Source organism: Brevundimonas sp., from assembly GCF_965227765.1.
GTDB lineage: Bacteria > Pseudomonadota > Alphaproteobacteria > Caulobacterales > Caulobacteraceae > Brevundimonas.
The window spans coordinates 341,029-353,644 of record NZ_OZ245778.1; the positions used below are offsets into that span (position 1 = coordinate 341,029).

Genomic DNA, 12,616 nt, shown 5'->3' on the forward strand with positions numbered 1-12,616 from the left:
ACCATACATCCCGCGAATGACAAGTTGACGGTTTGGGGTGCATTGTCAGCGTCCGCCACGGCGCCGCTCGACAGTTTGCTCCAGGCCCCGCTCACACTAATGATAGGTCCGGGATCCGTTGCCCGACGCTCGCCTATCCGCCTCAATCAAGGATTTGAACCCTGACTTCTGACGACTTGCCGTCTCCGCTGGATAGGTCCGCCCGCGCGCGGCTGACGTTCTGACCGTGTCGCTTCAGATTCGGGGTTTGAGCGACGGCCTGCTGGGTCAGGCGCGTCGGGCTCCCTGGCCACTTCGCACCCCTCTTGCGCGGGCCGCGGCGCGTCGGGGCCTGGGAGCGGCTGCGCTCGCGGCAGCGCCCAGCGATCCTGACGTCCTGGTGGATCTGGGTATGTACGCCAGTGCTGCGGAGGCCAGGCTCCCGTTTGCGCGGATCGTGGGTCTGGCTGGCCTTGGACGGATCGAGGAGGCGCGTCGCCACCTGGGTCTCCTGGGCGAGATGGATCTTGATGCCAGGCGTCGGCTGGCGCGGGTGGTCGCGCCTAGCGATCCTGGCTGGGCGTTGGAGCTTCTCGATGAAGACGCTCTCGAGGCGCGCGCCGCATGCCTGCTGGCCATGGGTCGCTTCGGAGAGGCTGAGGCAGAACTTCGTGGTGTGGTCCTGACGCGTGAAACGCTTCTGTTGTCGGCGGCGACAGACGCCGCTCTGGGGCGCTTCCGCCGCGCCCGCGAACACCTCAACCGACTTTTCGCCGTCGATGATCTGGAGACCCCGCTTAGCGAGAGCGACGATAGCTTGTCGCTTGGGGCCTTTGAGGCTGAGGCGCTCTCAGTGAGGGCGGATCAACCGCTGGTCTCCATCATCATCGCAGCCAAGAACGCTGCCGCCACCCTCGAGACCGCGGTCAACTCCCTCAGACGACAGACCTGGTCCAACCTGGAGATTCTCATCGTCGATGACGGGTCGTCGGACGATACTGCGGTCCGCATGGGGCGGTTGGCGGCGTTGGATCGTCGTGTCGTTCCCTTGACCAACTCACGCACTCCCGGTGCATATGGCGCGCGAAACTCCGGGCTCGACCGGGCCGTCGGCGAGTTCATCGCCTTTCATGACGCCGATGACTGGGCGCATCCTCGCAGGATCGAACGCCAGGTCGCGCCGTTGAAGAGCGCTGCAGGCTCGCTCTGCAGATATTTCCGCATCAGTGACGAGGGCGGGATCGTCAACCCCCGTGTCTTTCCGCTCCTTCGCAAGAATCCTATCCTGCTGATGCTGCGCCGTGACGCCCTGACCCACATCGGGCCATTTGAAGAGGTGAGGCTTGGCGGAGATTCAGAGTTTCTGGCGCGACTTTCAGACCGATTCGGACGCGCTTCGGTCGCTCAGATTCCCGCCTGCCTTGTGGTCGCACGCTGGAGCGTTTCCTCCTTGATGGGCGCGCCCGACACGGGACTCTCGCAAGGGGGGCTTGCGCGCAGAATCGCCTATGTCGAGGAATGGCGCCGCCGTCACGCCCAACGGCTCGATCCTGCCTTGCAATTGGACTGAATTCCGGCCTTTAAAGCCGCATGATTAAGCTCTCGACCGATCTCACGACGCGGCGTCGAGACGCATACGCGATGGCCGGAGGTCGCTCTTGACGCAGGACGTCGCCTCGGAGGCGATCAGGCAACCAGGCGCTGATTTCAATCGCGACGTGAGTGAACTCTACCGACTTCGCATGCAGATTTTCGCCATGTCGGCGGAGAACGAGCGTCTGCGAAACACCGTGTCCTATCGGCTGGGATCCGCCATTTTGAACGCGAGGCGCTGGCGAGGGCTTCTCGGCCTGCCGAGCGCCCTGATGGATCTGATTATGGATTCCCGGCGGCGAAGGGGTCATCGGACTCAAGGGGATGGAGTCGGCGCGCCGGCGATCAATACCCTATTGCGCCAGATACTGCTGGAGTCCGACTCCGCAAGCGTCGACCAGATCGTCTCGGTCGTCGAGGCGGAAAAGGCGACGGCCCATTATCGGGGAGAGGTGCTGACCGAACTCGCCAAGATTATTCGACCTGCAGACGGGGAGAAGGCGATCAACCTGATGCGCCATGCCGCAAGGCTGGACACCTCGGCGGCCCGAAGCGCGATCTTTGCGGGAATGCTGCTGGACGACGGCGCAATCGACGAGCCGCATCGAATCTATCAGCGATTGAAGACACAGCGCCGGGGGCTCAACCTGCCCGCCCAGCAGAAGGCGGTAATGGTCGCCGGCGCGGTCCGCGTTCAAGAGCGCGGCTTGGCGATAAGTCCGAGAAACCCAAACCCCAAGTTTCAGCCCATCAATCCTCGTTCAGTGCTTTACGTCGCCGCCAGTTCATCCCCCTATCATACGACAGGCTACACATCTCGCACCCAGGCTCTGGTGAAAGCCATCGGCGGCCATGGCTGGACCGTCCATGTCGTGACAAGGCCGGGCTACCCGCAGGATCGCAACGACATCCACCGGATGCCTGCGGGCGTCACGCAGACGGTGAACGGCATAGATTACAGCCTGTTGCCTGGCCCACGGTCAAACGGAGTTCCGTTCGACAAGTATTGTGCGGAGGCTTCCCAGTCGATCTATCGCCAGTTGGAGACGGTGAGGCCGGGCGTGGTTCACGCGGCGTCGAACTACCTGAATGCAACGCCGGCCCTCATCGCCGCGCGCCAGGCGGGCCTGCCATTTGTTTATGAGGTCCGGGGGCTGTGGGAACTGACGCAGGCTGCGAAGAATCCGCGGTTCGAAGCGAGCGAGCGTTTCGGCTGGCAGAAGCAGCGCGAGACCGCCGTGGCGCAGCAAGCCGACCTCGTCATCACGATCTCGCAGGGTCTGCGGCGCGAACTGATCGAGCGAGGCGTTTCAGCCGACCGCATCGTGGTGGTTCCAAATTGCGTCGATGCGGATTCCTTCAAGCCTCGGCCGCGCGATCAGGAATTGGCCAAGGAGATACTGCTGGGCGACAGCAAGGTGCTGGGCTTCGTGGGGTCGATGACCAGCTACGAAGGCCTGATCGATCTGGTCACGGCGCTCTCGCGCCTGCGGAAGAACGGCGCGGATGTCTGTGGTCTTCTGGTGGGCGATGGGCCCGCCTGGCAGGAGGTCAGAGAGGTGGCGCGAAGCCTGGGGATGCAACACCACATCATCATGCCGGGTCGCGTACCTCACGCCGACGTCGCGCGGTGGTATTCCCTCATGGATGTGGCGGTCTATCCTCGCCTGCCCTCACGGGTGACCGAACTTGTCCCGCCGCTTAAGCCGCTTGAGGCGATGGCGATGGGCCTGCCGGTCGTCGCTTCGGACGTTTCGGCCATCCGCGAATCCATCGTGGATGGACGCAACGGCTTCCTGTTCGCTCGCGGCGAGGTCGACAGCCTTACCAGCACGCTTGAGCGGGTGCTTCAGGATACGCGTGCGGTTCGTGGGGTGGCCAAACAGGGTCGTGCGGACGTCAAGGATCAGTTCACCTGGGACGCAGCCGCCAAATCCGTTGTTCAGGCCTACGCCGAGCGGCTAAGCGGGTAATCCCATCAATCGGATTTCGTTGTAATATAGTCGCTCTGGAGCTTTCAAAGATGAAGCGCCAGCAATGTGGCTTGCATGGCTCGGCTGCGTCGTTGAGGACGACTGTGGGTGAAGGAACGTCGACGTGAGGACCATTCGAAGGCGGCCCGCTGAACCCAATTTGAGGTGGTCAGCCTGGGGGCGAGACACGCAGTACCGAGTCACGGTCCGCAACGAAGACACGGGCGCCAGGCGGGTCATCTATGAAGGTTTTCGCCGGGAGTGCCGGCTGCCCACGGATCTTCGCCTGACGCCGGACCAGCTCAGCTATCGCGTCGATGCGCGGCCTGCGGAAGAGAGCGGCGCACCCTATGTGAACAGTCAGCCATTCACCATCGTCCCCCGCGTGGGGGATAAATTCGAGGCGAAGGACCCTGACGTCATGGCGCGCCGTAGGATCGACGGGGCGCTGTCGTACAGGTTCACCGTCCGTGATGCAGCGACCGGTCAGGTGCTGATAGACACCGACGGCCCCCGGTCTCGCTTTCTCCTGCCTGCAGGCCAATTGGAGGGGCGCCTCGTCGACTGGATCATACGCGCCCGCCTGCCGTCCGGGCTTCGTCGCTCACGCTGGGCGCGCGTAACGCCTGAAGCGGTGTCTGCATCTCAGGCCCGTGCTCAGAAAATGGTGGAGATCCCAGACAGCTTGAGGCCTCAACGACAGGTCTCCAACAAGCCTGTCCAGCCGGCGGGGTTCAAGCTGAGCTTGCCAATGGCGGCGCCTCACGCCAACGCCATGATCATATCCGTCCCCGTTGTCGCCAAGCCTGAACTGGCCAATGAGCCGACCGGCGAGAGCGTGCTGACGACCCAGTGGTTCGACGGCCAGGGCGGCGGCGCCGTGGAGCAGGCCGCTGCACTGCTGGAGGAAGCCGGCTTGACCGGGTGGTTCTTCATTGATGTCGAGCAGGGTTCTGTCCTTGGCGAAGATCGGACGGCGGGCCTGGTCAGGCGGCTGGTCGATGGGGGCCACCGGATCGGCATCCACATCGGCGCCGGGAATATTCTTCAGCCCGACGTTTCCATCCCCGCGCGTCTCGAGACCATAATGACCTCCTGGGCCAGGCTGGCGGGCCAAGACAGCGGCCCCCTGGGCGTGATGTTGGGGGCAGGTCCGACGCGGGCCGCCTGGGGTGAAGCCCTCGCTGCGGCAGGGGTCGCGGGGATCGTGATCTCCCGCGCAGCCCAGTCCGACCTGGCCTCATGGGCGTCTTGGCGAACCTCCCCTTTCGCCCCGCGAGCCAATCTCGTCGCCTTTCCCGTCACGACCTTTCTTTCGACCCCGGCCCATTCTCGTGATCGGGTCGTACGCCATACGCTCAGCAACAGTGATGCACTTGCGGCGGGATCTGCTGAACAGACGCTTGCCGCCGATCTGCAACTGAGCGGGTCCCAGCGGCTGGCCATCATGGAAATCGACGCGCTCAGACTTCTTCATGTCCGCACGGTGAAAGACCGCCTTCAGGCGCGATCCTGGAACCTGACGGTCCGTCGCGCCTTGCCTTCATGGTACAGGGCGAACTGGAAGCGGTCGCTCAGGAAATTCTACGTCGCGGAAGGTCTCAGCGCCATTCAAAAACAGCTTCTCGCGCGGATGCTGTCGGCTCTGGCGGACGCAGGCCCTCAGCTAGCGAGTTGGAACTCTCTGTTTGATCGAGACTCGGTGACAGGATGGCTGGCGCCGGACCCAGTCTTCGAAGGAGTTTTGGAGCACCGTCGAGGACCCCGCCGGCTGCGGGTTTCCAGCATTCGCCGCTACGACAATACCTATAGGCGCGCGCTCGGGGCAAAATCTTGAAAGCGCCCCGTCCGGCATTGACCGCGGCTGCATCCAAGCCGGCAGCGGCCAAGCGGCTCCGCCGTGTGCGCACCCCGGCCGCTTCGGCCGCCGTTTCCTCGGTCGAGGGTGGCGGCAGCCTGGCTGAGGTCGCGACAAGCCCCCAAGTCGGCGCAATCTCCCTTGCCGAGACACTGAGCGCGATGGGGGTCGCGCCCGACGGGCGCATCCTCGTGCTCGGCTCCAGCCGTGCCGCCGCGCGGATATGGGGCGGCCAGATTCCACCCGAGGCGGCCGTGACCCTGTCCTCGGATTTTGGCGTGAGGGGCGAAGGTGGGTTCGACCTGGTCATCCTTCACGCCGGCGTCAGCGCCGGTGGGCTCGGGCCCATTCACGATCGTCTGAAATGGGCGGCCAGCCATTTGTCAGCCACGGGCCGGGTGGTTCTGTCGGTCGGAGCGCTGGCGGCGCCGCTTCACAGCCAGGGCAAGGAGGGGCCTGTCGGGCCCTACGACGGCTTGCTGTTTCCCGAATCCATAGCCTCTGGCGACGCCGGGGTGCGTCGATCTCTCATCACCCCCCTGTCAGTCTCCACCTGGCTGTTGCTCGCGCGATCCGTCGGCTTGAACTGCATCGGTCAGTCCGGTGTCGGCGAAGCTCGGCTACCCGATGACATCGCCACCATGCATGAGCAGCGTCTGGCTGTTTTCGATCGTCTTGAGCTTCAGACAGGTGGCATGATCCTGATACTGGGCACGGCCGGGGATGTTCGATGAGGCGACTGCTTCGCAAGGCGCGCAGGCTGATGAACGATGCGCGCGACGTCGTTTTTCCCGAAAGGCTGGTCGATCCGGATATCGACACTGCCGAGGCCAGGGCCGAGGCCCGGTGGGAAACCCTATTTGCGCCTTTTCAGTCTCTGACCGAGGACGCCGACATTCTTGAGATCGGGTGTGGGGACGGGCGCCTCCTGCAGGGTCGCTTTCAGGCTTCGCCCGACCAAGGCCCGGCCCGGAGCGCCGTCGGGTTGGACCATGTCGATTACTGGAACGGCCAAGGCGGCGCTGTCGCCCTTGGCCCTGAAGGGGCGGGCAGCCGGATCGAGTTGCACAATGACGTCCGCTATATCCATGCTCTCGACGGCGCCTCGTTCGATCTGATCCTGTGTCACAACTTCGAGACGATGTTCGAGCTTGCCGAAGTCGAGGACGTCCTGCGTCGCCTCTACGACCTCCTGCGGCCCGGCGGAGATTTCCTGGTCGTCGTGGGCTGTCCCGACCTGGCATCGGATGACTCCAGGGGGCCTGGTTACGGCGTTCTGACGCCGAGTTCCTGGATGATGCTGATGATGCGAGCCGGATTTGAGGTTCGTTCGGTCCGGCGACAATGGAAATCCGCCGAAGCCGCCGCCGCCGCGGCTGCGATCCTGCCCTTGGCCTCGGAGGAGGAGCGGATGACGGCGGAGTTGCGGTGCCATCTGATCCGGCCTTGGGAAGCTGCGGAACTGGATCAGCTTTGGACTGCCTGATCGGCAACACCTCGTCTGGAAAAGCAACCACGACCCAGATTCAGGTTACGTGACAGTGGGATTGCAGGTATCCAACGCGGCGACGTTTTCCGCCGATTGCGGGTTGGACAGGACGCCCCGTTGCAGGTTGCCGCTATCTTTGGAACCCGACCTGAAGCCATAAAAATGGCTCCAGTTATCAAGGCGATCCAGGGGGCTGACGGCCTAGAGTGCCAAGTCTGGTCGACTGGCCAGCACCGCAGAATGCTGGATCAGGTGTTGGACTTCTTCGGGATCGAGACCGATGTGGATCTGGGGGTGATGACCCATGATCAGTCGCTCAACGAGACCTTCGGCAAGATCGTCGCCGGGGTCGATCAACTGCTGGCCCGCCGCACCCCTGATCTTCTGCTTGTTCACGGCGACACGACAACGGCGGCGGCGGCGGCCGTGGCGGCCTTCCATCGACGCATTCCCATCGCCCATGTCGAAGCGGGGCTTCGTAGTGGTCGAATGGATCAGCCCTGGCCTGAAGAATTCAATCGCAAGCTGGTTGATATGGTCGGCATGCGCCTCTTCTCTCCTACCGAGGGCGCCCGCCAGAATCTGATTGCGGAGGGGGTTCCACCGGAAAAGATTCTCGTGACTGGCAACACCGTCGTCGACGCCTTGCTCGACGCTGTGGAGCGAATCTCTCCGGGCACGGCGGCCCGCGGGGCGCTGGATACTCAGTTTGCCTATCTCGACCCCAACAAACCGCTGGTTCTTGTAACGGGGCATCGTCGGGAGAATTTCGGCCAGGGGTTCCGCGACATCTGCCTGGCTTTAAGGCGTCTGAGCCAAGACGACGTCCAGATCGTCTATCCTGTCCACCTGAATCCAAACGTTCTCGAACCGGTCAAGGCCTTGCTGGGGGACGCGCCGGACGTGTATCTCATTGACCCGGTTGATTATCCGTCGTTCGTATACCTAATGTCTCGTGCGTCCGTTATTCTGACAGATTCAGGCGGTGTTCAGGAGGAGGCGCCTTCGCTTGGTAAACCTTTGCTGGTCATGCGTAACGTGACCGAGCGGCCGGAAGCCATCGAAGCCGGAGTCGCGCAACTAGTCGGCACCGACCCTGGCCGCATCGTCGCCAGCGTCAGAAATGCGCTGGATCAGCCCGCTCGCCCTTATGCTATCAATCCCTATGGCGACGGTTTCGCCTCGGCCCGGATTGTTCAGGAACTGCGTAATGTCGCTAACAGTCTACGCTGACTTCCAGCAGGAATCCTCGGAGCCCCAGCGGATTGCTGTCGTGGGCCTGGGGTACATCGGCCTGCCGACCGCCGTGGCCCTGGCGCAGGCCGGTCATCATGTCGTGGGCGTCGATGTCAATTCCAGCGTGGTGACAGCGGTCAATTCGGCATCCTGCCATATCGTCGAACCCGGCCTGGACGAGCTTTTGAACTCGGCCATCGAGGGTGGGCGCCTCAGCGCATCCGTCGATATGCCTGCAGCCGACGCCTATCTGATCGCCGTGCCGACGCCGACATCTCATGACGGAGATCATCAGCCGGACCTGGCCCATGTGTTCGCGGCGACGGACGCGATCGCCGCCGTTCTGGAGTCGGGCGCCATCGTCGTCCTGGAGTCCACCTCGCCTGTAGGAGCGACCCGCCAGGTGATCGCGCGCATGGCGGCGGCCCGCCCCGATCTCCGCTTTCCCGAGCCTGGCCGAGCCGACGCAGATATCGACATTGATGTCGTCTATTCGCCGGAGCGGGTCATTCCCGGCAAGACACTTCAGGAACTGGCGGCCAACGCCCGAGTTCTGGGCGGCGCAACGCCTCGGGCAGCCCTGCGGGCGGCCAAGCTCTACCGTTCACTGACCCGCGGCGAGTTGTTGCTGACCGACGATCGGTCTGCAGAGATGGTCAAGCTGGTCGAGAATTCGTTCCGAGACGTCAATATCGCCTTCGCCAACGAACTGTCGTTGATCTGCGAGAAGATCGGCCTGGACGTCTGGGAGGTCATCGCCCTGGCCAACCACCATCCTCGGGTCAATATTCTCAAGCCCGGCCCGGGTGTAGGCGGCCACTGCATCGCCGTTGATCCCTGGTTCATTGTCGCCCAGGCGCCGGAGCAGGCTCGCCTGATCCGCACCGCGCGCGAGGTCAATGACAGCAAGCCGCATTTCGTGATGGATCAGATCCGCGCGGCGTTGGCCGCACGGCCGGACGCCCGGGTCGCCTGTCTTGGTCTGACCTTCAAGCCTGATGTGGATGACTATCGCGAAAGCCCGTCACTGGAGATCGCCAGGACCTTAGGTCGCGAGTTCCCCGGTCGTGTCGTCTGCGCCGATCCCTATGAGGCGATGCTGACCGATCATCGAGATCTGGTCATGGTCGATGCCGCCATGGCTCTGGCGGCGCCGATCGTGGTCGGTCTTGTCGCACACCGTGAGTTCAGAAGCGCCCCGCGCCCCGTGGGGCTTGTGATTGATGTTTGTGGAATCTGGACGTGATTGATCGGCTCCGATCCGCGCGCGTTGCTGCAGGGTCGGCGCGTTTGCCCGCTGTTGCAGGGGAACAGAGTTCTTGAAAGCACCTTCACACAGCCCCTACGAGGGCCTGCCCCCCGAGCGGTTCTGGCGCACCGGCGTCAGCGAACAGCATCCCCTGAGTATATCGGGCCTGTACCGTAGAAAGTACGACATTACCGCCGGCATGAAGATTGCGACGGCTGGCAGTTGCTTCGCCCAGCACATCGGCGGGCATCTTCGCAACGCCAACTATCAGGTCATGGACGTCGAGCCCGCTCCCAGCCTGATGTCCGACAGCGCGGCGCGCGAGTTTGGCTGGCGAATCTATTCCGCGCGCTATGGAAATATCTATCTGGCCGAACAACTTCTGCAGGTCGCGCGCGAAGCCTTTGGCCTCTTCACCCCTGCAGACCCCGTTTGGGAGAAGGGGGGGCGTTTCTATGATGCGATGCGCCCTTCGGTCGAGCCGCAGGGCCTGGACAGCCGTGAGGAAGTCCTTGCCCATCGCGCCGAGCATCTGGCCTCTGTCCGCCGGCTCTTCGAGACCATGGACCTGTTCATCTTCACCTTCGGCTTGACCGAGGGTTGGGTGCACACACAAACGGGCACGACCTATCCGACGGCGCCAGGAACGATCGCGGGAGCATTCGACCCTGACATCCACAGTTTCAAGAATTTCCGAGGCGCGGAAATCAGGGCCGCCTTCTTGGCCTTCAGGGATCTGATCAAGGCGCACAATCCTGAGGTGAAGTTCCTGTTGACCGTGTCCCCGGTGCCTTTGACCGCGACGGCGACGGATCAGCATATACTGGCGGCGACAACCTACTCGAAGTCGGTGCTTCGGGCCGTGGCGGGCGAACTCGCCGACGATCATGCCGACATCGATTACTTCCCCTCCTACGAGGTCATAGCCTCGCCCTTCTCGCGCGGATTCTTCTACTCGCCAAACCTCAGAAGTGTCGAAGCTCAGGGCGTGTTGTCCGTGATGCGCGTCTTTTTTGACCAGCATCCGCCGATCGAGGCGGTCGTGGCGCCACGGATCAAGGGTAAGGCGAAGCGAAAGAAGCTTCCCTCGGCGGACGATGTCGTTTGCGAGGAAGCTATGCTGGAGGCCTTCTCTTGAGGGTCGCCATCCTCTCGAACTCGCATATAAACATGATCAAGCTGGCGGCGACTGAAGCGCCGCCAGCCTGGGCGCCGACCTTCTTCGGTGCGCCAGCTACCAAGATGCGCGGCCTAGTTCGTCTTCCTCGGGGAAGGGGGCTTCATACGATCGATCCCAACCTCAAGCATTGGCTATCGTTCACCTCGGGCGGCAAGGCCAGCATCGACTATAGTGACTATGACGCCTTCGTTGTTCTGGGCATGGGCTTGCGCACCCACCGGGCATTGAGCCTGTTTTGCGAGTTCCAGCCTGCGGCCCTTCGAATGAACCGAAAGGCCCGGCTTATTTCCGAAGCCGCATTTCGAGTGGAAGTGCGCGAACGTATGCGGCAATCGACAGCCTTTCACGTGATGGAGCTTCTAGCCGATCAGAAGCGGCCGGTGCTTGTGATACCGGCTCCCATTCCCAGCCAGACCCTGGCCGATCGCGCTCGCTACCGATGGCTGAAGAAGGGCGCCGTCGCGGCCTCTGCCGTTGCGTGGATCAACGAGGTCACTTTCACTGAGTGCCAGTCTCTGGCTTCGGCGTTCAATTATCGTTTCGCGTCGCAGCCGCCTGAAGCGATCGGGCGGAACGGCTTAGCCCTGCCGGAGCATTCTGCGGCTGCATTTAAGCTCACTGGGGCAGGCTACGCCGGGACCGACGTGTCTCACATGAACGCGGCTTTCGGCCAGATTATCCTTCAAGTGATCGGCCGAGAACTGGGGGCATAGGCTAAGGAGAGTGGGCGCCCACGTTGCCAGGCTCGGCCCTCGCCTCTATGTTTCCGGAACATTTCCCGAACTACCGAGTGTTGTTGATGAAAAACCTGCTCATCAGGGCCAGCAAGGCCCCGTTTGACAATTGGTGCGACGGATCGATACCGACAGCCCAGATTCGCGATGTCTATAAGGCCCTCGCCAAGGATGGCACCAAAAACGCCGGGAACCTCGTTTTTGCCCACTCAACCTACAAGGCTCTGAGCGCCCCGGATACGACGCTGACCGTCGACGATTACAGGCTCTCAGGCGACGACGCTTTCGTGGACGAAGCCGACCGACTGAACGAACGCTACGACGCCTTCATCATTCCGCTCTGTAACTCTTTCCGTGTCTCGTATGGCGACTCTATCGCGCGAATGACCCGAACGATCCGGAAGCTCAAGATACCCTGCATCGTCACCGGCGTCGGCGCCCAAACCAGCCTGACCGGAAGCTTCGATCAGCTCGAACCTATTCGCACCGAGGTCTACGAATTCGTCTCCGCCATCCTGGACCGATCAGCCTCGATCAGCGTGCGCGGCGAATATACCCGTGATTATCTGCTCAGCCTCGGGTTCGGCCAGGATCAGGTTGATGTCATCGGATGTCCGTCGATGTTCTATAACGGTCGGAGAATGGCGGTCAGCAAGAAGCCTGGCGGTCTCGACAAGATCGCGCTCAATCTATCGAACATCGCCAAACCGCAGCTTAAGCAGATCACGGGCTACTTCAACGAGCATTCCAAGGGCGTTACGTTCATTCCTCAGGTCCGACTCCTTATGAAGGAGATTTATCTGAACCAGCTTCCGCTGCCAGGTGCTCCGGATTTGCTAAAGAGTCCGGTCCCCAACCTGCGTCGCCAAGGTCAGGTGAAGTTTTTCTTTGATGTCATGCCGTGGATGGACTTCATGCGAGAGCAATCCTTCACAGTCGGTACGCGTATTCACGGTAACGTGGTCTCACTCCTAGCCGATACTCCGGCGCATGTGATCGCTCACGACTCTCGGACGCTCGAACTGGCGCGCTATTTCGAGATACCGCATTCGATACTGACCGAAATGGATGGCTTCGACGCTCAGGACGTTTATGATCGGTCGGACTTCACCAACCTCAACGCAAACCATGGGAAACGGCTAGATATCTACGCGCGTTTCCTGGAGAAGAATGGCCTCGCCCACATTTTGTATGACGACGAGAAACTGGCCGCGCATGATGCGCGTGTTCGTGCGTCTCTGACCGACGCTCGCTTTAGGGAAGCCGCTTGAGGTTTTCACCAGCGGGTCTCGCTACGCTTGGCGGCAACCGTCTTCCACTCGACT

10 protein-coding genes are annotated in these 12,616 nt (G+C 62.3%); all 10 read left to right on the forward strand.

The features are described 5' to 3' along the window. Positions 1-247 precede the first annotated feature (247 nt). The 10 genes from ACO05L_RS01670 (at position 248) to ACO05L_RS01715 (ending at position 12,562) form a co-directional block, all read left to right on the forward strand. Entirely contained in the window at positions 248-1,549 is a 1,302-nt protein-coding gene (locus ACO05L_RS01670) for a glycosyltransferase family 2 protein (protein WP_421730449.1), read from the forward strand. A gap of 88 nt (positions 1,550-1,637) precedes the next feature. Continuing rightward, positions 1,638-3,545 carry a glycosyltransferase gene (locus ACO05L_RS01675; RefSeq protein ID WP_421730450.1) on the forward strand — a complete coding sequence of 636 codons (1,908 nt, stop codon included), beginning with the start codon at positions 1,638-1,640 and terminating at the stop codon, positions 3,543-3,545. A gap of 751 nt (positions 3,546-4,296) precedes the next feature. After that, positions 4,297-5,382: a hypothetical protein gene (locus tag ACO05L_RS01680; RefSeq protein WP_421730451.1), complete on the forward strand. Its 1,086-nt coding sequence runs from the start codon at positions 4,297-4,299 to the stop codon at positions 5,380-5,382. After that, entirely contained in the window at positions 5,379-6,137 is a 759-nt protein-coding gene (locus tag ACO05L_RS01685) for a hypothetical protein (protein WP_421730452.1), read from the forward strand. Before ACO05L_RS01680 ends, ACO05L_RS01685 begins: the two co-directional genes overlap by 4 nt. Then, entirely contained in the window at positions 6,134-6,889 is a 756-nt protein-coding gene (locus ACO05L_RS01690; RefSeq protein WP_421730453.1) for a class I SAM-dependent methyltransferase, read from the forward strand. Before ACO05L_RS01685 ends, ACO05L_RS01690 begins: the two co-directional genes overlap by 4 nt. A gap of 165 nt (positions 6,890-7,054) precedes the next feature. Then, a complete protein-coding gene (wecB, locus tag ACO05L_RS01695; protein WP_421731718.1) occupies positions 7,055-8,125 on the forward strand; it encodes a non-hydrolyzing UDP-N-acetylglucosamine 2-epimerase in 1,071 nt (356 codons plus the stop codon). Next, positions 8,103-9,374, forward strand: a complete 1,272-nt coding sequence (gene wecC, locus ACO05L_RS01700; protein WP_421730454.1) for a UDP-N-acetyl-D-mannosamine dehydrogenase — start codon at positions 8,103-8,105, stop codon at positions 9,372-9,374. Before wecB ends, wecC begins: the two co-directional genes overlap by 23 nt. 202 nt (positions 9,375-9,576) lie before the next feature. Beyond that, positions 9,577-10,515, forward strand: coding sequence for a GSCFA domain-containing protein (locus ACO05L_RS01705; RefSeq protein WP_421730455.1), 939 nt, complete (start codon positions 9,577-9,579; stop codon positions 10,513-10,515). Then, on the forward strand, positions 10,512-11,270 hold the full coding sequence (locus ACO05L_RS01710; RefSeq protein ID WP_421730456.1) for a hypothetical protein: 759 nt from the start codon (positions 10,512-10,514) through the stop codon (positions 11,268-11,270). Before ACO05L_RS01705 ends, ACO05L_RS01710 begins: the two co-directional genes overlap by 4 nt. 86 nt (positions 11,271-11,356) lie before the next feature. After that, positions 11,357-12,562 carry a polysaccharide pyruvyl transferase family protein gene (locus ACO05L_RS01715; RefSeq protein ID WP_421730457.1) on the forward strand — a complete coding sequence of 402 codons (1,206 nt, stop codon included), beginning with the start codon at positions 11,357-11,359 and terminating at the stop codon, positions 12,560-12,562. The last annotated feature ends 54 nt before the right edge of the window (positions 12,563-12,616 follow it).